Here is a 21,371-nt window from a genome sequence, read left to right as displayed (position 1 = left end):
TGATCAGACTCCGGCGGTCGCGGGGGTGTCGGTGAGGTCGGCGGGCGCGGCCAGACGGCCGGTCACCGCGGTGGCGGCGGCCACCTGGGGCGACACCAGATGGGTGCGGCCGCCCTTGCCCTGCCTGCCCTCGAAGTTGCGGTTGGAGGTGGAGGCGGAGCGCTCGCCGGGCGCGAGTTGGTCGGGGTTCATGCCCAGGCACATCGAGCAGCCCGCGTGCCGCCATTCGGCGCCGGCCGCGGTGAAGACCTTGTCCAGGCCCTCGTCGACGGCCTGCAGGGCGACCCGCACCGAGCCGGGCACGACCAGCATCCGTACGCCGGCGGCGACTTTGCGCCCCTCGATCACGGCGGCCGCCGAGCGCAGGTCCTCGATGCGCCCGTTGGTGCAGGAGCCTACGAAGACGGTGTCGACCTCGATGTCCCGCAGCCGCTGTCCGGCGGTCAACCCCATGTACTCCAGGGCCTTTTCGGCGGCGAGGCGCTCCGAAGCGTCCTCGTACGAAGCCGGGTCGGGGACGCTCGCGGACAGCGGCAGGCCCTGGCCCGGGTTGGTGCCCCAGGTGACGAACGGCGCCAGGGAGGCGGCGTCGATGCGGACCTCGGCGTCGAAGACGGCGTCGTCGTCGCTCCGCAGGGTCTTCCAGTACGCCACGGCGGCGTCCCAGTCCTCGCCCTGCGGGGCGTGGGCGCGGCCCTGGATGTAGGCGAAGGTCGTCTCGTCCGGGGCGATCATGCCGGCGCGGGCGCCCGCCTCGATGGACATGTTGCAGATGGTCATGCGGGCTTCCATCGACAGCCCCTCGATGGCGGAGCCGCGGTACTCGATGACGTAGCCCTGGCCGCCACCGGTGCCGATCTTCGCGATGATGGCCAGGATGAGGTCCTTGGCCGTGACGCCCTCGGGCAGTTCGCCGTCGACGGTGATGGCCATCGTCTTGGGGCGCGCCATCGGCAGGGTCTGGGTGGCGAGCACGTGCTCGACCTGGGAGGTGCCGATGCCGAACGCGAGGGCGCCGAAGGCGCCGTGGGTGGAGGTGTGGGAGTCGCCGCAGACCACCGTGGTGCCGGGCTGGGTCAGGCCCAGCTGCGGTCCCACCACGTGGACGACGCCCTGCTCGACGTCGCCCAGCGGGTGCAGGCGCACCCCGAACTCGGCGCAGTTCTTGCGCAGGGTCTCCAGCTGGGCGCGCGAGACCGGGTCCGCGATGGGCTTGTCGATGTCGAGGGTGGGGGTGTTGTGGTCCTCGGTCGCGATGGTGAGGTCGAGCCGCCGCACCTTGCGACCCGCCTGCCGGAGGCCGTCGAAGGCCTGCGGGCTGGTCACCTCGTGCAGCAGGTGCAGATCGATGAAGAGGAGGTCGGGCTCGCCTTCGGCGCGCCGGACGACGTGGTCGTCCCAGACCTTCTCCGCGAGTGTCCTACCCATCGCTTTCCCTCCGACCGGCGTCGTGCGCCGGCCCAACTAGAGAATGAGTTCGCCGCCGCCGGCCCCCTCTTCGCGCATGCCGGACGTCGGTCGCGTATCCGTTGGTCGGCGGATCGCTCCTCCAGGGTGGCGGGTTCCTGGGAATTTTGAACTTGCGTTTCACAGAGTGAGACGCAAGTATCGTTTCATGGACAACTCTAGCGGCGTAGGCGTCCTGGACAAGGCAGCCCTTGTCCTGGGCGCTCTGGAGTCCGGTCCGGCCACCCTCGCGGGACTGGTCGCGGCCACCGGACTCGCACGACCCACGGCGCACCGGCTCGCCGTGGCTCTGGAACACCACCGGATGGTGGCGCGGGACATGCAGGGCCGGTTCATCCTCGGCCCGCGCCTGGCCGAGCTGGCCGCGGCGGCGGGCGAGGACCGGCTGCTCGCCACGGCGGGCCCGGTGCTCACGCATCTGCGCGACGTCACGGGCGAGAGCGCCCAGCTGTATCGCCGCCAGGGCGACATGCGCATCTGTGTGGCGGCGGCCGAGCGCCTCTCGGGCCTCAGGGACACCGTCCCGGTCGGCTCGACGCTCACCATGAAGGCGGGCTCGTCCGCGCAGATCCTGATGGCCTGGGAGGAGCCGGAGCGGCTGCACCGGGGCCTGCAGGGCGCGCGCTTCACGGCGACGGCCCTGTCCGGGGTGCGCCGCAGGGGCTGGGCCCAGTCGATCGGCGAGCGGGAGCCGGGCGTCGCCTCGGTGTCCGCGCCGGTGCGGGGGCCGTCGAACCGCGTGGTGGCCGCGGTCTCCGTCTCGGGCCCCATCGAGCGCCTGACCCGGCACCCGGGCCGCATGCACGCCCAGGCCGTCATCGACGCGGCCGGCCGCCTCTCCGAGGCCCTGCGCCGCACCAACTGAGCCGCGCGAGACCGTCGTACGACCTCAGGGAGAGGGCCCGCCCCAACGCCGCGGCGGGCCCTCTCCCCTTTTCGGAACGCCGTCGGCGCTTCCGGGCGCCGTCAGCCTTCACGCACGTCGGCAGCCTTTACGCACGTCGGCAGCATTTCAGCGCGCCGTCAGCCCGACCGGTACGCGAGCCGGTCCTTCGCCTGCCGTCCGCGCCGCTCCACCGGCACCTGCCCGTGCGCCGCCGCGAGGCCGAAGGCGGGCATGTCCATGTAGATCGCCTCGTACGCGCCCTCCGGCACGATGTATGTCTCGTGCCACAGGCCCACGTGCTGCCGCACCTTCCCCTCCCGCTCCTTGCGGTTGGCGATCGCCCAGGCCTTGTGGTGGAACATCCGCGGCGAGTGCGCGTACGCGTACAGCCGCTCCTTGGACTCCCAGTACTGGACGACGTAGTACGTCCGGGGCGACGCGGTGAGCAGGACGTGCCGCAGCAGCCCCTGGCTCTTGTCCCGGCCCAGCTCGCGCAGCATGCGGACCATCGCGAGGAACACCGGCCCCCAGTGGTGCACGGCCCAGAAGTGGTTGACGCGCATGCCGATCAGGAGGACCACCACCTCCCCGTGGGCGTCGGCGGTGGTGCGTCCCGCGGTGACGGACCTGCCCGGCATGGCTCCCCCTGAGATGTGTTGGTGAGCGGCACTATCCGACCGGCTCGTGCTTGGATAGTGCCACTACCCGATGGGAGGCGCAAGAGATGCGGCTGGCCGAGCTGAGCGAGCGCAGCGGTGTGTCCACCGCGACGATCAAGTACTACCTGCGCGAGGGCCTGTTGCCGCCCGGCCGTCAGGTCAACGCGACGACTGCGGCGTACGACGACGGGCATCTGCGCAGGCTGCGTCTGGTGCGGGCGCTCATCCAGGTGGGCCGGGTGCCGGTGGCGACGGCCAAGGAGGTCCTCGCGCACGTCGACGACGACTCCCTGGGGCGCACGATCCGCATGGGCGCGGCGCTGTGGGCGCTGCCGCAGGGCCCGGAGCCGGACGAGGCCGACCCCGCCGTGGCCGGGGCGCGCGCCGAGGTGGACCTGCTGCTGCGGCGGCTGGGCTGGGAGACCTCGCGGGAGCTCGCCGAGCTCTCCCCCGTGCACCGCTCCCTGGTCGCGGCGGTGGCGACGCTGAACCGCCTCGGCTACGGCTGGGACGCCGAACGCATGGCGCCGTACGCGGAGTTGATGCACGCGGCGGCGAAGCTGGATCTCGACTTCCTGGAGACGTACGGCTCGGAGGCGGAGCGGGTCGAGACGGCGGTGGCGTCGGCGGTGCTGTGCGAGCCGGTGCTGCGGGCGCTGCACCGGCTCGCCCAGGAGGAGGAGTCGGCGCGGCGGTACGGCATCGAGTAGGCGTGCCGCGGCCCCACGGCCGGGCTCCGGCGGCCCGGGAGCCGGGAACCAGCCCGGGCCCCGGGAACGCCGAAGGGCCTCCACCGTGGTGGAGGCCCTTCGGTCTCTGTACCCCCGACCGGATTCGAACCGGCGCTACCGCCTTGAGAGGGCGGCGTGCTAGGCCGCTACACAACGGGGGCTAGCTGGTACTGCCGTACTGCGCTGGGCTACCAGGACTCGAACCTAGAACAAAGGAACCAGAAACCTTCGTGTTGCCAATTACACCATAGCCCATGGGTGGTCTAGACCAGACCACAGTACCCCCGACCGGATTCGAACCGGCGCTACCGCCTTGAGAGGGCGGCGTGCTAGGCCGCTACACAACGGGGGCCCTAGCGATCCTGCATCAAGGTCGGTGGGAGCTACCCATACCGTCCTCGCGGGAAGGATCTGTACCCCCGACCGGATTCGAACCGGCGCTACTGCCTTGAGAGGGCAGCGTGCTAGGCCGCTACACAACGGGGGCTTTGCAGATGAGCTCTGCGAGCTGGCCTACCTGGACTCGAACCAAGACTAACTGAACCAGAATCAGTCGTGCTGCCAATTACACCATAGGCCACTGGAACGCAACCCCCGGGAGGGGTTCTGTTCCGGTTGCGCCTCCCTGCCGGACCTTTCGGCCCTCTCGGGCGGCGCAGGAAGAACATTACCCGAAGGTGGACGGCGCTCCAAAACGGGTATCCGAGCGCAGCAGCGCGGGCAGCTCCGTGAGGCTCGTGATGCGGTGGACTCCCGACGGGCCGTCCCCCCGGCCGCCGTTGCGGTCGAGCCAGATGCCGAGCAGGCCCGCGTCGCGGGCGCCGCGCGCGTCGATGTCCGGTTCGTCGCCGACGTAGGCGATCTCCCCGGGGGCGAGGGCGAGCGCCTCGCACACCGCCCGGAAGGCCTCCGGGGCGGGCTTGGCGACGCCGAGGTCGGCGGCGCACAGGACGGTCTCGAAGCGGTCGCGCACGCCGAGCGTGCTGAGCTTGTACTCCTGCACGGAGAGCGCCGAGTTGGAGAGGACCGCGTGGCGGTAGTCCCCGGCGAGGGCGTCCAGGGTGGGCACGGTGTCCGGGAAGAGGGCCCAGGCGGCCTCGTAGTGCCCCAGGTAGCGGCCGAACCAGGCGTCGGCCTCCGCGTCGTCGAGGGCGGCGCCGAGGAACTCGCGGACGCGGTCCCTGCGCTGCGCGTAGTACTCCACCTCGCCGGCGCCGAAGCGGGCCCAGTGCCGGTCCGTGACCTCCTTCCACAGGGCCAGGGCGCGATCGGCGCTGTCGTAGCGGGCGAGGAGGTCCTCGGCGGCGAGATGGGCCCGCATGCCCGCCAGATCGGCGGACGCGTAGTCGAAGAGGGTGTCGTCGACGTCCCAGACGACGGCCTTGACCGGTCCGGCGGCGCGCCGCGGCCCCTCGGCGTTGATCGGCATGTTCCGAACGTACGCGAAAGGGCCCGGAAGCCGTGATGGCTTCCGGGCCCTTTCGTCCGGACCGTACGGGCCGTGCGCGCGGGCCGGTACGCGCCGTGCGCGCGCCGGTGCGCGGGGTCACACGGCGCTACGCGGCGAGCTTCGCCAGCGCCGCGTCGATGCGCGCCAGGGCGCGGTCCTTGCCGAGGATCTCCAGGGACTCGAAGAGGGGCAGGCCGACCGTGCGGCCGGTGACGGCGACGCGGACGGGCGCCTGGGCCTTGCCGAGCTTGAGGCCGTGCTCCTCACCGGCGGCCAGGACGGCCTCCTTGAGGGACTCCGGGGACGACCAGTCGGCCGCCTCCAGCTTGGCGCGGGCGGTGGTCAGGAGCGCGTCGGAGCCCTCCTTCATGGCCTTGGTCCAGGAGGCCTCGTCGAAGACCGGCTCCGGCAGGAACAGGAAGTCGACGTTGTCCGTGATCTCCGAGAGGACCTTGAGCCGGGTCTGCGCGTGCGGGGCGATCGCCTCCCAGACGGCCGCGTCGAAGTCCTCGGGCGCCCACGGGGCGTGCGGGGCGCGCAGCCACGGCTCGCAGGCCGCGGCGAACGCCTTCACGTCCAGCATGCGGATGTGGTCGGCGTTGATGGCCTCGGCCTTCTTCAGGTCGAAGCGGGCCGGGTTGGAGTTCACGTCGGCGAGGTCGAACTTCGCGACCATCTCGTCGATCGAGAAGACGTCCTGGTCGGCGGAGAAGGACCAGCCGAGCAGGGAGAGGTAGTTGAGCAGGCCCTCGGGCAGGAAGCCGCGCTCGCGGTAGAGGTTCAGGCTCGCCTGCGGGTCGCGCTTGGAGAGCTTCTTGTTGCCCTCGCCCATGACGTACGGCAGGTGGCCGAACTGCGGGATCTCCTTCGCGACGCCCAGCTCGATCAGCGCCTTGTAGAGCGCGATCTGGCGCGGCGTGGAGGAGAGCAGGTCCTCGCCGCGCAGGACGTGGGTGATCTCCATCAGGGCGTCGTCGACCGGGTTGACCAGCGTGTACAGCGGGGCGCCGTTCGCGCGGACGATGCCGTAGTCGGTGACGTTCTCGGCCTGGACGGTGATCTCGCCGCGGACCAGGTCGGTGAAGGTGGTGGCCTCGTCCGGCATCCGGAAGCGGACGATGTGGCTGCGGCCCTCGGCCTCGTACGCCTGCTTCTGCTCGGCGGTGAGGTCGCGGCAGTGGCCGTCGTAGCCGGACGGCTTGCCGACGGCGCGGGCGGCCTCGCGGCGGGCGTCCAGCTCCTCGGTGGTGCAGTAGCACGGGTAGGCGTGCCCGGCGGCGAGGAGCTGCTCGGCGACGTCCCGGTAGATGTCCATGCGCTGCGACTGGCGGTACGGCGCGTGCGGGCCGCCGACCTCGGGGCCCTCGTCCCAGTCGAAGCCCAGCCAGCGCATGGAGTCCAGGAGCTGCTCGTACGACTCCTCGGAGTCGCGGGCGGCGTCCGTGTCCTCGATGCGGAAGACCAGGGTGCCCTGGTTGTGCCGGGCGTAGGCCCAGTTGAACAGGGCGGTGCGGACCAGGCCCACGTGCGGGTTGCCGGTCGGGGAGGGACAGAAACGTACGCGGACGTTCGTCGCGTTAGCCACGCTTGATCACCTTGTTGGTGAGAGTGCCGATGCCTTCGATGGTGACGGCGACCTCGTCGCCGACGTTGAGGGGGCCAACCCCCTCGGGGGTGCCGGTGAGGATGACGTCGCCGGGCAGCAGCGTCATGGCCTCGGAGATGTTCACGACCAGGTCCTCGATGGAGTGCACCATCTCGGAGGTGCGGCCGAGCTGGCGCTGCTGGCCGTTGACCGTGCACTGGATCGTCAGGTCGCTCGGGTCGAGCTCCGTCTCCACCCAGGGGCCGAGCGGGCAGGACGTGTCGAAGCCCTTGGCCCGGGCCCACTGCTTCTCGCGCTTCTGCACGTCGCGGGCGGTGACGTCGTTGGCGCAGGTGTAGCCGAAGACGACGTCCTTCACGCGCTCGCGCGGGACCTCGCGGCACATGCGGCCGATGACGACGGCCAGCTCCGCCTCGTGGTGCAGTTCCTCGGAGAACGGCGGGTACTGGATGGCGTCGCCGGACCCGATCATCGAGGTGGCGGGCTTGAAGAAGGCGAACGGGGCCTCCGGCACCTCGTGGCCGAGCTCCTTGGCGTGCGCCGCGTAGTTCCGCCCGAAGGCCACGATCTTGTGGCCGATGACGGGGGCGAGGAGCCGGACCTTGCTCAGCGGGACCTTGACACCGCTCAGCTCGAAGTCGCCGTACGGGCTGCCCTTGATGATGTCGACGACGAGCTCGTCCGGCTTGTCGCCCTCGACCGCGCCGAAGGCGACGTTGCCGTCGATGGAGAACCTGGCGATACGCACGTGAGCGGTGCCCTTTGCTTGTGCGGGTGATCTGGGTGGGCCCAGTCTATGGGGCTTCGCCCCGCTTCCCCTTTTCGCCGCTTCGCGGCTCGTCCTCAGTCGCCGGACGGGCTGCGTTCGTGCCGGACGAGCTGCCCCTTCCGGAGGGCTGTACGCCTACGGCGCTTCCATGAGGATGGTGCGCTTCGGGTTGGCCGTCTGGGTGGGGAGGTCCACGGGGTGCTCCGGCTGCGCGGGGGCCGTCTGCAGGGCTTCGGCGTCCTCGAGGTGCGCGAGGGTGGTGCGGCGCGGGTTGGCTATGTTGCGGAACATCATCGTGGACTTCATCTGCTGTTCTGGCCCTGTCGATCGGGGCGCCGCCGAGTGGACGCCGATTGTCGGATTCCCCATCCCTGTAAAGCGTCAGGCTAAACATGCAATTCCCGCGCAATGTCGAGAAGAGGCCATGATCTTCATGTGAGTTTGCTCACGAGGGCATGGATAAATGGGTCAATTCCGGCTGCCCGTACGGCCCTTGAAAACGGACATTGCCCCCCTGAAGCTCTCATTCCGCTCCTGATCATGAAGACTGGGACACCGACTCCGGCCTCGCGTCTCGTACGGGAAAGTCCGATTTGGGCGGCTTGAGTTTCTACGTCTCGTGACGTGGTCCTCACGTGCTGTCACGGGAGGAGCGGCCTGGACCACGGGCCTTGTTGGAGATCCTGCACTGTGCTGGAATTCCCGGGACCGCCGCGGGATCGAACCGGCGCACAGGGGCGCAACGCAGCGCCGAGGGCGGCGGGAAGGGGGAGCAGCGCCGGTCTCACGACCACCATGGGGTGCCTGACGCCCCGAGACGCCGACACCGTCCCGCCGTCCACGCGGCAGGACGCCTGGTCCAGAGGTTGCGACGCTAGTGCAGGGACGTTTCAAGAGGGATGGCAGCGCTGCGGCGGAGCCGGAGCGCGGCGGAAGTGACCGCGGCTCCTCGGCCCAGCACGCCCAGAACCCCGCATCGGTACAGTCCGGCGACGGCCCCGGAGCCGCGCGTACGGGCGCGCCGGGCGGCAGTGTGCCTGCGGACGAGACAAAGGCGAAGGGCTCCAAGACACCCCCCGGTCCCGGCCCCCGAATAGCCCTGCGCAACTGGCGCATCTCGACCCGTCTGGTCTCGCTCCTCGCCCTCCCCGTCATCACGGCGACCTCGCTGGGCGCCCTGCGCATCAACTCGTCGATGGACGAGATCCAGCAGCTCGACAACATGAAGCTGCTGACCGACCTGACGGAGGACGCCACCCGCCTCGCCGTCGCGCTCCAGGAGGAGCGCGACCAGTCGGCGGGCCCCCTCTCGCACGGCGCCAGCGACACCGACTTCACCGTCAAGAGCGTGCGGGAGAAGACGGACCGCGCCTACAAGAACTTCCTGTCGGGCACCCAGAACGTCGACGACAGCGACGGCGACAAGGGCTTCCTCGGCATCCGGCAGAACACGGTCCAGATCACCCGGCAGCTGCAGAAGATCAAGGACGTCCGCCGGGACGCCTACCAGAAGAACACCCCGTCCTCGCAGACGGTCGACGGCTACAGCCAGCTGATCCAGCAGCTCCTCGCGCTCTCCGAGGACATGGCGCAGGCGACCAGCAACCCGGACATGATCCAGCGCACCCGCGCCCTGGCGGCCTTCTCCTCCGCCAAGGAGTTCGCGTCCGTGCAGCGGGCCGTCATCGCGGCCGCGCTCCCGGCGAACAACCGCGAGTTCGGCAAGCTCTCCGACCTCGACCGCCGCTACGCCCTCACGGCGCTGGAGAAGGAGACGGACGAACTCCAGTCCTTCAACCGGATCTACGTCGGCAACGGCGCGAAGCTGCTCGCCCCCATCAGCCGCGGCAACCAGACGATCCAGGGAGCCGACGCCTACGCCCAGCGCGTGCTCGAACAGCCGGGCGGCATCAAGCTCCGCGGCAAGCGCTCGTACAAGGACTGGGTGGACGCCGACTCCACCAAGATCTCGGAAATGGGCAAGATCGAGCTGACGCTGCTCGACGAGATGGAGCAGAAGGCCCGCTCGCTGCGGAACGAGTCCGAGCAGCAGGCGATCCTCAACGGTGCGCTCATCCTGCTGGTGCTCGGCGTCTCGCTCGTCGGCGCCTTCGTCGTGGCCCGGTCCATGATCCGCTCGCTGCGCCGGCTCCAGGACACCGCCACCAAGGTCGCCCAGGACCGCCTGCCCGAGCTGGTCAAGCAGCTCTCCGAGTCCGACCCGCAGGACGTCGACACGTCCGTGGAGTCCGTCGGTGTGCACTCCCGGGACGAGATCGGCCAGGTGGCCGCGGCCTTCGACGACGTGCACCGCGAGGCCGTCCGCCTCGCCGCCGAGCAGGCCCTCCTGCGGGGCAACGTCAACGCGATGTTCACCAACCTCTCGCGCCGCTCCCAGGGCCTCATCCAGCGCCAGCTCTCGCTCATCTCCGAGCTGGAGTCCCGCGAGGCCGACCCGGACCAGCTGTCGTCGCTGTTCAAGCTCGACCACCTCGCGACCCGCATGCGCCGTAACGGCGAGAACCTCCTCGTGCTCGCCGGTGAGGAGCCCGGCCGCCGCTGGACGCGGCCCGTGCCGCTCGTCGACGTCCTGCGTGCCGCCGCCTCCGAGGTGGAGCAGTACGAGCGCATCGAGCTGTCCTCGGTGCCCGCCACCGACGTCGCGGGCCGCGTCGTCAACGACCTCGTGCACCTCCTCGCCGAGCTGCTCGAGAACGCGACCTCGTTCTCCTCGCCGCAGACCAAGGTCAAGGTGACCGGTCACGCGCTGCCCGACGGCCGCGTGCTCATCGAGATCCACGACACCGGCATCGGCCTCTCCCCCGAGGACCTCGCCGCGATCAACGAGCGGCTCGCGTCGCCGCCCACCGTGGACGTCTCCGTCTCCCGCCGCATGGGTCTGTTCGTGGTCGGCCGCCTCTCGCAGCGCCACGGCATCCGCATCCAGCTGCGGCCCTCGGACTCCGGCGGTACGACCGCGCTCGTCATGCTGCCCGTCGACGTCGCCCAGGGCGGCAAGAAGGGCCCGGGCCAGCCCGGCGCCCCGGCGCCGACCGGCGGTCCCGCCGCGGCCCAGGCCGCCGCGGGTGCCGCCGCCGCGCGCCGCGGTGGCGGTGTGGCGGCCGGTCTGAGCGGCGCGGCCCGCGCCCGCCAGAACAACCAGGTCGGCCCCGCCGCCGGTGCGCAGCGCGGCCAGGTCGCGGGCTCGGGCCCGCGGGCGGCGCTGCCCTCGCGCGGCAACGGCCAGGGCGCGCCGTCGGCCGGTTCCCCGGTGGCGCCGGGCGGCCTCGCGGGCGGTCCCGGCGTCTTCGGCCAGGGCCAGGGCGGCAACCGCTCCGGGGCGGGCAGCATGCCGCAGCCTCCGGTGCCCCAGCAGCGTACGAACGACGCGGGTCAGGCCGTCGGGTCCGGCGCGGGCTCCGGCCCGGGTGAGCAGGACCGCAGGCCGCAGCTGCCGCCGCGCGGCGGGCCGCGGGCCGAGCTGCCCGGTGGCAGCCCGCAGCAGCCCCGCGTGCCCAGCTGGAGCGACGAGAACGCGCAGCCGCAGGTCTCGCGCGAGCCCTTCGACGCTCCGCGCGGCCACGAGGAGCCCGAGTCCACCGGCCAGTTCGCCCACCCCGCGGGCCTCGCCGACGACCTCCAGGGCCCGGGCTCGACCGCGCAGTTCGACCGCCCCGACTTCGACGGGCCGCCGCCCGGCACGCAGGGCGACGCCCAGAGCGGCACCACCGGCGAGTTCGTGCGCTCCGACGTCTTCGGCGGCCCTGCGGGCCCGGCCCCGCAGGCGCCCCAGGCCCCGCAGGCGGGCCAGTCGCCGCACGCCACCGGCGAGTTCGCGGTGCCGCGTCCGCCCGCGCCCCGCCGCGAGCAGGCCCCGCACGCCGATCTGGACCAGGGCGGGCAGCAGGCGCAGCGCCCCCAGGCCCAGCTCCCGCAGGCGCCCGAGCCGCAGCAGACCGAGCCGGAGGCCCTGCCGCCCGCGTCCGGTCCGCTGGACGGCCGTACGCCGCTCTACGACACGCTGGAGACCAACTGGTTCTCGCAGCAGGCGCAGGCGCAGGCCGAACAGCAGCAGCGGGCCCAGCAGGAGCGTGCCGAGCAGGAGCGCCAGGCCCGGGCCGAGCAGGAGCGCCAGCAGGCCGAGCGCGACCGCCGGGCCGAGCAGGGCCACCGCCCCGAGCTGCCGCAGCGCGGCCAGGAGCCGGGCGGCCACCGCCCGGACACCGGTGCGCCGCAGGCCCAGCAGCCTCAGCAGGCCCAGCAGCTTCCGCAGCGCGGAGCCCGGCTCCCCCGCCGGGAGCCGCAGCTCCCGCAGCGCGAGCCGCAGCGCCCGCTCGACGGCACGCGTCCCCAGGGCTCCCGCCCGCAGGGCGCGCGTCCGCCGCAGCAGTCCCTGGGGACCCCGCCGCCGTCCCAGCGCCCGGGCGGCTTCCAGGCCCCGGGCCCGCAGGGACAGCAGCACGCCCAGCCGGGCCAGAGCGGCCCGGGCGCACCCCAGAACCAGCAGAACGCGCAGCACCAGCAGAACCCGAACAGCACCACCGGCAACACCGCTTGGCGCGCCACGCCGAACGACGAGCTGGGCCGCCAGGCCGAGCGCGTCCGGCAGCCCTCCGCGGGCGGCGTCACCACCTCCGGCCTCCCGCGCCGCGTGCCACGGGCGAACCTCGTGGCGGGCACCGCACAGCAGGCGCAGGACAGCTCGGGTCCGCAGGTCTCGCGCGCGCCCGAAGAAGTGCGCGGCCGGCTGACCAATCTCCGTCGGGGCATCCAGCAGGGTCGCCAGGCCGGTACCGGCCAGACCGGCAGTTTCCCCACTCACCAGCAGGAGCGTTAGTTGAGTCCGATGAGCCAGGCGGCACAGAACCTGAACTGGTTGATCACCAACTTCGTGGAGAACACCCCCGGGGTGTCCCACACGGTCGTGGTCTCCGCCGACGGCCTGCTTCTCGCGATGTCCGAGGGCTTTCCGCGCGACCGCGCCGACCAGCTCGCGGCCGTCGCCTCCGGCCTGACCTCCCTCACCGCCGGGGCCTCCCGGATCTTCGAGGGCGGGGCGGTCACGCAGACCGTCGTGGAGATGGAGCGCGGCTTCCTGTTCCTCATGTCCATCTCCGACGGCTCGTCCCTGGCCGTGCTCGCGCACCCGGAGTGCGACATCGGCCTCGTCGGGTACGAGATGGCGCTGCTCGTCGACCGTGCGGGCACCGTCCTCACCCCGGACCTGCGCGCCGAGCTCCAGGGCAGCCTGCTGCACTAGCCGGCGCGCGGGCCAGGCCCGCCGCAGCCCCCGGCCACCCCACAGGCCGGGGACGTCCGATCCGTACGCAACCACCCACCGTCCGGCCGCCACTCATGCCCCCACCAGGCTGACGTCAGACGGAACGCAGACGAACTGCTGTCCCGCCCGGAGGATCCATGAACCCGCCCACCGCCTCTCATGACCCGTACGGCGCCCAAGCCGGATACGGCTACGAGGGTGACCAGCCGCTGGTGCGCCCGTACGCGATGACCGGTGGCCGGACCAGGCCCCGCTACCAGCTCGCCATCGAGGCGCTGGTCAGCACCACGGCGGACCCGGCCCAGCTGATGGGGCTGCTCCCCGAGCACCAGCGGATCTGCCACCTGTGCCGCGAGGTCAAGTCGGTGGCCGAGGTGTCCGCGCTGCTCTCGATGCCGCTCGGCGTCGCCCGCATCCTGGTGGCAGACCTGGCCGAGGCCGGGCTCGTCGCGATCCACCAGCCCGGCGGTGACGAGAGCACCGGTGGCCAGCCAGACGTGACTCTGCTCGAAAGGGTGCTCAGTGGACTTCGCAAGCTCTAGCACGGGCGGCTTCGCGGACTCCGCCGCCGCAGGCCGGTCCACCACGTCGGCCAAGATCGTGGTGGCGGGCGGCTTCGGCGTGGGCAAGACCACGTTCGTCGGCGCGGTCTCGGAGATCAATCCGCTGCGCACCGAAGCGGTGATGACGTCCGCGTCAGCGGGTATTGACGACCTCACGCATACCGGTGACAAGACCACCACCACGGTGGCGATGGATTTCGGCCGCATCACCCTTGACCAGGATCTGATCCTGTATCTGTTCGGCACCCCGGGTCAGGACCGCTTCTGGTTCATGTGGGACGACCTGGTGCGCGGCGCGATCGGTGCCATCGTTCTGGTCGACACACGGCGTCTGGCCGACTGTTTTCCCGCTGTGGACTACTTCGAGAACTCCGGACTGCCTTTCGTCATCGCCCTCAACGGCTTCGACGGCCAGCAGCCCTACACCCCGGACGAAGTCCGCGAAGCGCTGCAGCTCGGCCCGGACACCCCCATCATCACGACAGATGCCCGACAGCGTGCGGAAGCAAAGAGTGGCCTGATCACGCTGGTCGAGCATGCGCTCATGGCACGACTCAAGTAGGCGGGATCATACGGAAGTTGCCGTATAAAGCACGGAACGATCTGTGTCCTTTGACACGGACGGCCGCCGTGTTCATAACGTTTCGACAGAGAATTCCGCCGACGCGGCCACACATCGCGGTCGGCCGGTATCACTGTGCTCACAAGAGCCCCGCCTTTTGGCGGGGCTCGCTCTTTATGACCGATTTATCTGAGGCCTGCACCACTCGGATCGCTTCGCTCCTACTGTTTGGAGGAGCACCACCTGACGTGCTGGAATGCGCTGAACTGCCCAGTAGCACGGGCCTTTGGAGACGACAGCGGCACCAGCGCGGGAGCCGCCGCCGAGAGGTTGTTGGTCGAGTGAGGCGAAGCAAGACGAGCCCCGCACCCCCGGAACGGGACACGCGGGGCAACTTCACCCCGCCCCCGCGAGCGGCGACGCCGTCGCCGTCCGCGGACGTACCCGGTGGCGAGCCACAGCCCGCCTCCGGCGGGCGGCTCTCGCCCCGTAACTGGCGCGTACCGACCCGCCTCAACGCGATCCTCCTCATACCCGTGCTCGTGGGTCTCGTCATGGGCGGCTTCCAGGTCAAGGGCGCCATCGACACCTGGGACGAAGCCCGCGACGCCGAGGCCACGGCCCGTCTGGTGCGCGCTTCGCTGGACTACGGCAACCGCCTCATCGAGGAGCGCGACGTCTCCGCCGCGCCCCTGCTCGACGGCAAGAAGAACGACCCGGACGTGGCCAAGGCCCGCAAGGCCACCGACCGGGCCGCCGCCGTCTTCGCCGACGCCGCCGAGGACATGCCGAAGAAGGAGGGCCTGGAGCGCCGGCTCGCGACCTTCAAGAAGGTGGAGCCCAAGCTGGAGGGCCTGCGCCAGGCCGCGTACACCAGCAAGCTGCCCGGTGTGCGCACCGAAGAGGGCTACGTCGCCATCCAGCACCCGCTGATGGAGTTCGCCAACGAACTCGGCCTCGGCACCGGCAACATCACCTCCTACGGCCGCACCGTCTACGCGGTGTCCCTGGCCAAGGCCGCGCTCTCGCTCCAGCGCTCCATCGGCACCCACCTCCTGGAGAAGCCGGGCCCGACCCAGGGCGACTTCACCAAGCAGAAGGTCTCCTTCTCCTCGTACGCCTACCTCGAGCGCATCGCCATCGAGGAGTACACCGGCGGCGGCACGCCCTCGGACGTGCGGAAGCTGGAGGAGGCCAGGAAGCGGCTGATCGCCGACGCCGCGAAGCAGGCCGAGCAGAGCGCCGCCGAGGCGCGCGCGGCGGGCAAGAAGTTCGTTCCGCCGCCGCAGGGCGAGAAGATGCTGGAGCTCATCCTGGGCATGCCGGACACCCGGCCGAGCTCCCGGGTCGCGCTCGCGGGCAAGGGCGTCGACAGCAAGGTGCTGTGGGCGGCCACCACCGCCAAGTTCGGCGCGTACCGCACCATCGAGGCGGACCTCACCGACAAGGCCGTGAACGAGGCCTCCGGCATCGCCGACGACGCCAAGACCGACGCCTTCATCACCGGTGCCGCCGTCGTGGTCGCCCTGCTCGCCGCGTTCTTCCTCGCCGGGCTCATGGCCCGCCAGATGAGCCGCTCGATGCGCTCCCTGCGCACGGCCGCCTTCGGCATCGCCGAGCAGCGCCTGCCGATGCTGGTCGACCAGCTCTCGCGCACCGACCCGGGCCGCGTGGACACCCGTGTCCAGCCGATCCCGATCACCACCACGGACGAGATCGGCGAGATCGCCCGCGCCTTCGACCAGGTGCACCGCGAGGCCGTCCGGCTCGCCTCCGAGCAGGCCCTGCTGCGCGGCAACATCAACGCGATCTTCACCAACCTCTCGCGCCGCAACCAGTCGCTGATCGAGGGCCAGCTGACCCTCATCACCGACCTGGAGAACAACGAGGCCGACCCGGACCAGCTGGAGAGCCTCTTCCGCCTGGACCACCTGGCGACCCGCATGCGGCGCAACGGCGAGAACCTCCTCGTCCTGTCCGGCGAGGAGCCGGGCCGCCGCTGGGACCAGCCGGTGCCGCTCGTGGACGTGCTGCGCGCCGCCTCCTCCGAGGTGGAGCAGTACGAGCGCATCGAGCTGTCGGGCGTCCCCGAGGCCGAGATCCACGGCCTGGCCGTGACCGACCTCGTGCACCTGCTCGCCGAGCTCCTGGAGAACGCCACCACGTTCTCCTCGCCGCAGACCAAGGTCAGGGTCACCGCGACCCGTCTCCCCGACGGCCGCGTGATGGTCGAGATCCACGACAAGGGCATCGGCCTGACCGCCGAGGACTTCGCGGACATCAACCACCGGCTCGCCAACCCGCCGACCGTGGACGCCGCGATCTCGCAGCGCATGGGCCTGTTCGTGGTCGGCCGCCTGTCGGACCGGCACGGCATCCGGGTCCAGCTGCGCCCCTCGGGCGAGCAGGCGGGCACCACCTCGCTCGTCATGCTCCCGGAGATCATCACGCACGGTGGCGGCGGCGAACTCCACCCGCAGGACAACGAGTTCACGGTCTCCTCGATCATCCCCGAGCAGCAGGCGCAGGCGGCCGAGCCGCTGCGCACGGCCGCCGAGCTGGGCTTTGACGACACCGCCTACCACGGCGAGGGCGCCGAGGGGCAGGGCGGCCAACTCGACCCGGTGGGCCGTTCCCTGATCCGCGAGGAGCGCCGCGCGGCCCTGGAGGCACAGGCCCAGTCCGGCCGCCCGCCGTACCCCGAAGAGACACAAGGTGGCCAGGAGGCGTACGAGCAGCCCCAGGCGTACCAGGAGCACGGCGCGTACGAGACGCCCCGGACCGGTTACGAGGCGCAGTACGACCCCCAGCAGGCGTACGACGGCGCGCAGGCGTCCGGCTACGACCAGGGCCAGGGCGGTTACGACACCGGCTACGACGGACAGCCGACGTACGAGCAGGGCCAGTCCGCGCAGCCCGCACAGGCCGCGTACGACGACGCGTACTACACGACGCAGGACGGCTACCCGGACGGCGCGTATGCGGAGCCCGGTCAGGGCGGCCACGAGGCCGCCGCGGGGGGCAAGCAGGAGCCCTTCGCCACCTACCCGGAACGCTCCCACCAGGACGACTGGCCGCTGCGTGACAGCTACCAGGAGCCCTACCAGGGCGAGTACGCTCCCGAAGCGGAATCGGCTCCGACGGCTGCCGCGGCCGAGCGGGAGCACGTAGGCTTCGACCGTCCGGGACCTGCCCAGACGGCCCCCTCGACCAGTCACGAGCTGACCGACGCGGGCCTGCCGCGCCGGGGCAGCACCGCGGCGAACGGCAACGGAAGCGCCCCCGCCGCACCGGGCGAAGAGGGCCGCGAGGGCGAGAGCCCGAACGGCGAGCCGGACAGCTGGCGCACGGCCAACGACGAGCGCTGGCACCGCGCCGAGCAGCTGCGGGAGCCCAAGGCGGGCGGGGTCACCCCGTCCGGTCTTCCGCGGCGGGTGCCCAAGGCCAACCTGGTCGAGGGCACGGCGGAGCAGACCCCGCAGGGCGGCCCCCAGGTCTCCCGCGACCCCGAGGAAGTACGCGGCAGGCTGAGCAATCTGCGCCGCGGCGTCCAGCGGGGCCGCAGCGCGGGCAGTGACACGAATGGCCAGGGCTTCAGCCCTGATAGCACCTACAACCAGGAGCGTTAGTGTGAGCCCGATGAGCCAGGCGGCGCAGAACCTGAACTGGTTGATCACCAACTTCGTGGAGAACACCCCCGGGGTGTCCCACACCGTGGTGGTCTCCGCCGACGGACTCCTTCTGGCGATGTCCGAAGGTTTCCCGCGCGACCGAGCCGATCAGCTCGCCGCGGTCGCGTCGGGTCTCACCTCCCTCACGGCCGGGGCCTCCCGGATCTTCGAGGGCGGCTCGGTGACCCAGACCGTTGTGGAGATGGAGCGAGGATTTCTCTTCATCATGTCCATCTCCGACGGGTCCTCCCTTGCCGTACTCGCCCACCCAGAAGCGGACATCGGTCTCATTGGGTACGAGATGGCACTTCTCGTCGACCGCGCCGGGACGGTCCTCACTCCGGACCTGCGCGCGGAGCTTCAGGGGAGCTTGCTCAACTAACAGACAGACGGTGCGTATTCGCGTCCCGGGGCCGTAAGGTTTCGGGACGCGGCTCCACAGCGATGGCGCCGGGCACAGTTTCGGAGGAGGAGTACGTGGCTGCAACACCCCCAGACGGTTCGTCTTCGGCCAACTGGCCTTCGGGCCGTGGCCAGGGCCAGGGTGACGGTTCGCAGAACCGGTACAACTTCCCCTCCGCGCCCAGCCACCGCCGCCAGCCGCAGTACCGGCAGCCCGGCCCGTACGACCAGCCCGCCCCGGGCGCGTACGAACAGCCGGGTCCGTACCACCAGCCCGCCCCGGGCGCGTACGACCAGCAGCGGCCGTACGCGCCGCGCATCCAGCCCGCGCCGTCGCAGCGCCGCGCCCCCGAGCCGGCGCCCGCGGCCGCCAACCCGCTGGTGCGTCCGTACGCCATGACCGGCGGCCGCACCAGGCCGCGGTACCAGCTCGCCATCGAGGCGCTGGTGCACACCACCGCACAACCGCATCAGTTGCAGGGCCAGTTGCCCGAGCATCAGCGCATCTGCAACCTGTGCCGCGAGATCAAGTCGGTCGCCGAGATCTCGGCACTGCTCTCCATCCCCCTCGGCGTAGCCCGGATCCTCGTCGCCGACCTGGCGGAGGCCGGTCTCGTCGCCATCCATCAGCCCGGCGGGGACGAGTCCGCCGGCGGTCAGCCAGACGTGACACTGCTCGAAAGGGTGCTCAGTGGACTTCGCAAGCTCTAGCGGAGGAGCAACAGCCCGCTCCACCACCAGCGCGAAAATCGTGGTGGCGGGCGGCTTCGGTGTGGGCAAGACCACATTCGTCGGAGCCGTCTCGGAGATCAACCCGCTGCGCACCGAAGCCGTGATGACGTCCGCGTCGGCAGGCATCGACGACCTGACGCACACCGGCGACAAGACGACCACGACGGTCGCCATGGACTTCGGCCGCATCACGCTCGACCAGGATCTGATCCTGTATCTCTTCGGCACCCCGGGCCAGGACCGCTTCTGGTTCATGTGGGACGACCTGGTGCGCGGCGCCATCGGAGCGGTCGTCCTGGTCGACACGAGGCGGCTCGCCGACTGCTTCCCCGCCGTCGACTACTTCGAGAACTCAGGGCTGCCCTTCGTCATCGCCCTCAACGGCTTCGACGGGCACCAGCCCTACACCCCGGACGAGGTCCGCGAGGCCCTGCAGATCGGCCCGGACACGCCCATCATCACCACGGACGCGCGCCACCGCGCCGACGCGAAGTCCGCGCTGATCACCCTGGTCGAGCACGCCCTGATGGCCCGCCTCCGCTAGGCCCCCGCACCAACGCCCGTGGGCCCCGTACTCGAGCGAGTACGGGGCCCACGGGCGTTGTGCGGCCGTGCCGCGGAAGGCGAGCGGCGGGGCTCAGCCCTGCCAGCTGTGCGGGGCGCGGAAGCCCGGCGTGCGCTCCAGGCGGCGCCACCCGGCCTTGTCGCGGCCGAAGCCCACGGAGGGGACCGCGGCGGGCTGAGCGGCGGCCCGGGCCAGCAGGATCGCCGTGAGGGCGGCGACCTCTTCGGGCTCGGCGTGGCCCTTCTCGACGCGGATGTCGGGAGTAGTCATGTGCGGCGTTCTCCTTGTGGGAAGGCGAAGGGGCGGCGCGGCGCTACTGCGGCGGATTGCCGTGCTTGCGCGACGGCAGATCGGCGTGCTTGTTGCGCAGCATCGCGAGCGAGTTGATCAGCACGGACCGGGTCTCGGCCGGGTCGATCACGTCGTCGACGAGCCCGCGCTCGGCGGCGTAGTACGGGTGCATCAGCTCGGCCTTGTACTCCTTGACCATGCGGGCGCGCATGGCCTCGGGGTCCTCGGCGGCGGCGATCTGGCGGCGGAAGATGACGTTGGCCGCGCCCTCGGCGCCCATGACCGCGATCTCGTTCGTCGGCCAGGCGTAGGTGAGGTCGGCGCCGATGGACTGGCTGTCCATCACGATGTACGCGCCGCCGTACGCCTTGCGCAGGATGAGGGAGATGCGGGGCACGGTCGCGTTGCAGTACGCGTACAGGAGCTTCGCGCCGTGGCGGATGATGCCGCCGTGCTCCTGGTCGACGCCGGGCAGGAAGCCGGGCACGTCGAGCAGGGTGACGATCGGAATGTTGAAGGCGTCGCACATCTGGACGAAGCGCGCGGCCTTTTCGGAGGCCTCGATGTCGAGGACGCCCGCGAGGGTCTGCGGCTGGTTGGCGACGATGCCGACGACCTGGCCGTCGAGGCGGGCCAGGGCGCAGATGATGTTGCGCGCCCAGCGCTCGTGGACCTCCAGGTAGTCGCCGTCGTCGACGAGCTCCTCGATGACCTTCGTCATGTCGTACGGCCGGTTCCCGTCGGCGGGGACCAGGTCGAGCAGCACGTCGGAGCGGCGGTCGGCCGGGTCGTCGCAGGCGGCGACGGGCGGGTTCTCGCGGTTGTTCTGCGGCAGCATCGCGATGAGGTAGCGCACCTCGGCGAGGCAGGTCTCCTCGTCGTCGTACGCGAAGTGGCAGACGCCGGAGGTCTCGGCGTGCACGTCGGCGCCGCCCAGGCCGTTCTGGGAGATCTCCTCGCCGGTCACCGCGCGGACCACGTCGGGCCCGGTGATGAACATCTGCGAGGTGTCGCGGACCATGAAGACGAAGTCGGTGAGGGCGGGGCTGTACGCCGCGCCGCCCGCGCACGGGCCGAGCATCACGCTGATCTGCGGGATGACGCCGGAGGCCTTGGTGTTGCGCTGGAAGATGCCGCCGTAGCCCGCGAGGGCGGAGACGCCCTCCTGGATGCGGGCGCCCGCGCCGTCGTTGAGGGAGACCAGGGGCGCGCCCGCCGCGATGGCCATGTCCATGATCTTGTGGATCTTCGTGGCGTGCGCCTCGCCGAGGGCGCCTCCGAAGATCCGGAAGTCGTGGGCGTACACGAAGACCGTGCGGCCCTCGACGGTGCCCCAGCCGGTGATGACGCCGTCGGTGTAGGGCTTCTTCGCCTCCAGGCCGAAGCCGGTCGCCCGGTGCCGGCGCAGCTGCTCGACCTCCTGGAACGAACCCTCGTCGAGGAGAAGCGCGATCCGCTCGCGTGCCGTCAGCTTGCCCTTGGCGTGCTGGGCCTCGGTCGCCTTCTCGCTCGGTCCCGCCAGGGCCTGCGCGCGGATCCCGGCCAATTCGGCCACTCGGCCCCGCGCGTCGGTGGGCTCACCCGCTGAAGATCCAGCTTCGTCCAAAACGGTCATGCTCTCGACCTTACGAAGTACACGCGCGAAAACGGACCGTCGACTCTGAACAGTCTCGGGACCGTTTTCCTGGCACCCCCGGACAGAAGTTTTGTGCGGTGCAGGCGAAGCCACTGCTCAG

General features: G+C 71.1%; 18 protein-coding genes and 5 tRNA genes. 10 read left to right on the top strand and 13 right to left on the bottom strand.

The annotated features are described in order from the left end of the window. Positions 1-3: 3 nt before the first annotated feature. Positions 4-1,428 carry a 3-isopropylmalate dehydratase large subunit gene (leuC, locus tag C9F11_RS29015; RefSeq protein ID WP_138962024.1) on the bottom strand — a complete coding sequence of 475 codons (1,425 nt, stop codon included), beginning with the start codon at positions 1,426-1,428 and terminating at the stop codon, positions 4-6. A 187-nt stretch (positions 1,429-1,615) separates the two neighbouring features. On the opposite strand from leuC, the gene ndgR reads away from it, so the two are divergent. Then, positions 1,616-2,332, top strand: coding sequence for an IclR family transcriptional regulator NdgR (gene ndgR / locus C9F11_RS29010; RefSeq protein ID WP_138962023.1), 717 nt, complete (start codon positions 1,616-1,618; stop codon positions 2,330-2,332). A gap of 158 nt (positions 2,333-2,490) precedes the next feature. Here ndgR and C9F11_RS29005 read toward each other — a convergent pair whose 3' ends face one another. After that, positions 2,491-2,991 (bottom strand): DUF4188 domain-containing protein, encoded by a 501-nt coding sequence (locus C9F11_RS29005; RefSeq protein ID WP_138962022.1) that lies wholly within the window; start codon positions 2,989-2,991, stop codon positions 2,491-2,493. Positions 2,992-3,077: 86 nt separating this feature from the next. Here C9F11_RS29005 and C9F11_RS29000 point away from each other — a divergent pair, with 86 nt between their 5' ends. Then, positions 3,078-3,722 (top strand): MerR family transcriptional regulator, encoded by a 645-nt coding sequence (locus tag C9F11_RS29000; RefSeq protein WP_138962021.1) that lies wholly within the window; start codon positions 3,078-3,080, stop codon positions 3,720-3,722. 109 nt (positions 3,723-3,831) lie between these two features. Here C9F11_RS29000 and C9F11_RS28995 read toward each other — a convergent pair. The 9 genes from C9F11_RS28995 to C9F11_RS47555 all read right to left on the bottom strand — a co-directional run bounded on the left by C9F11_RS28995 (position 3,832) and on the right by C9F11_RS47555 (position 7,874). Next, positions 3,832-3,904, bottom strand: a tRNA-Glu gene (locus C9F11_RS28995). Between the two features lie 22 nt (positions 3,905-3,926). Beyond that, positions 3,927-3,998: transfer RNA gene (locus C9F11_RS28990), tRNA-Gln, on the bottom strand. A gap of 24 nt (positions 3,999-4,022) precedes the next feature. Further along, positions 4,023-4,095: transfer RNA gene (locus tag C9F11_RS28985), tRNA-Glu, on the bottom strand. Between the two features lie 62 nt (positions 4,096-4,157). Beyond that, a tRNA-Glu gene (locus C9F11_RS28980) sits at positions 4,158-4,230 on the bottom strand. A 21-nt stretch (positions 4,231-4,251) separates the two neighbouring features. Further along, positions 4,252-4,323 (bottom strand) — tRNA-Gln (locus tag C9F11_RS28975). Positions 4,324-4,410: 87 nt separating this feature from the next. Then, on the bottom strand, positions 4,411-5,172 hold the full coding sequence (locus C9F11_RS28970) for an HAD family hydrolase (protein WP_138962020.1): 762 nt from the start codon (positions 5,170-5,172) through the stop codon (positions 4,411-4,413). Between the two features lie 127 nt (positions 5,173-5,299). Beyond that, positions 5,300-6,778 carry a glutamate--tRNA ligase gene (gltX, locus tag C9F11_RS28965; protein ID WP_138962019.1) on the bottom strand — a complete coding sequence of 493 codons (1,479 nt, stop codon included), beginning with the start codon at positions 6,776-6,778 and terminating at the stop codon, positions 5,300-5,302. Then, positions 6,771-7,547: a fumarylacetoacetate hydrolase family protein gene (locus C9F11_RS28960; RefSeq protein WP_138962018.1), complete on the bottom strand. Its 777-nt coding sequence runs from the start codon at positions 7,545-7,547 to the stop codon at positions 6,771-6,773. Before C9F11_RS28960 ends, gltX begins: the two co-directional genes overlap by 8 nt. A 156-nt stretch (positions 7,548-7,703) precedes the next feature. Then, positions 7,704-7,874: a hypothetical protein gene (locus tag C9F11_RS47555; protein WP_171075868.1), complete on the bottom strand. Its 171-nt coding sequence runs from the start codon at positions 7,872-7,874 to the stop codon at positions 7,704-7,706. Between the two features lie 571 nt (positions 7,875-8,445). Here C9F11_RS47555 and C9F11_RS28955 point away from each other — a divergent pair. From C9F11_RS28955 to C9F11_RS28920, 8 genes are all read left to right on the top strand, one after another. Continuing rightward, complete coding sequence (locus C9F11_RS28955) at positions 8,446-12,405, top strand: nitrate- and nitrite sensing domain-containing protein (protein WP_138962017.1); 3,960 nt, start codon at positions 8,446-8,448, stop codon at positions 12,403-12,405. A 9-nt stretch (positions 12,406-12,414) separates the two neighbouring features. Further along, complete coding sequence (locus C9F11_RS28950) at positions 12,415-12,828, top strand: roadblock/LC7 domain-containing protein (RefSeq protein WP_030676095.1); 414 nt, start codon at positions 12,415-12,417, stop codon at positions 12,826-12,828. A gap of 158 nt (positions 12,829-12,986) precedes the next feature. Continuing rightward, a complete protein-coding gene (locus C9F11_RS28945; protein ID WP_138962016.1) occupies positions 12,987-13,391 on the top strand; it encodes a DUF742 domain-containing protein in 405 nt (134 codons plus the stop codon). Beyond that, complete coding sequence (locus tag C9F11_RS28940; protein ID WP_138962015.1) at positions 13,372-13,974, top strand: ATP/GTP-binding protein; 603 nt, start codon at positions 13,372-13,374, stop codon at positions 13,972-13,974. Before C9F11_RS28945 ends, C9F11_RS28940 begins: the two co-directional genes overlap by 20 nt. A 341-nt stretch (positions 13,975-14,315) precedes the next feature. Beyond that, positions 14,316-17,603: a nitrate- and nitrite sensing domain-containing protein gene (locus tag C9F11_RS28935; protein WP_138962014.1), complete on the top strand. Its 3,288-nt coding sequence runs from the start codon at positions 14,316-14,318 to the stop codon at positions 17,601-17,603. A 10-nt stretch (positions 17,604-17,613) separates the two neighbouring features. Then, positions 17,614-18,027 (top strand): roadblock/LC7 domain-containing protein, encoded by a 414-nt coding sequence (locus C9F11_RS28930; protein WP_030676106.1) that lies wholly within the window; start codon positions 17,614-17,616, stop codon positions 18,025-18,027. Positions 18,028-18,089: 62 nt separating this feature from the next. Next, a complete protein-coding gene (locus C9F11_RS28925; protein WP_138962013.1) occupies positions 18,090-18,758 on the top strand; it encodes a DUF742 domain-containing protein in 669 nt (222 codons plus the stop codon). After that, the gene (locus C9F11_RS28920; protein WP_030361923.1) at positions 18,739-19,323 is read left to right on the top strand and encodes an ATP/GTP-binding protein; all 585 of its coding nucleotides are present in this window, start codon (positions 18,739-18,741) and stop codon (positions 19,321-19,323) included. The genes C9F11_RS28925 and C9F11_RS28920 overlap by 20 nt, the downstream gene beginning before the upstream one ends. A gap of 93 nt (positions 19,324-19,416) precedes the next feature. Here C9F11_RS28920 and C9F11_RS28915 read toward each other — a convergent pair whose 3' ends face one another. Continuing rightward, positions 19,417-19,614, bottom strand: coding sequence for an acyl-CoA carboxylase subunit epsilon (locus C9F11_RS28915; protein WP_138962012.1), 198 nt, complete (start codon positions 19,612-19,614; stop codon positions 19,417-19,419). Between the two features lie 43 nt (positions 19,615-19,657). After that, complete coding sequence (locus tag C9F11_RS28910; RefSeq protein WP_138962011.1) at positions 19,658-21,250, bottom strand: acyl-CoA carboxylase subunit beta; 1,593 nt, start codon at positions 21,248-21,250, stop codon at positions 19,658-19,660. Between the last annotated feature and the right edge of the window lie 121 nt (positions 21,251-21,371).

This window comes from Streptomyces sp. YIM 121038, from assembly GCF_006088715.1.
GTDB lineage: Bacteria > Actinomycetota > Actinomycetes > Streptomycetales > Streptomycetaceae > Streptomyces.
This window is presented reverse-complemented; position numbering and strand designations above follow the sequence as displayed.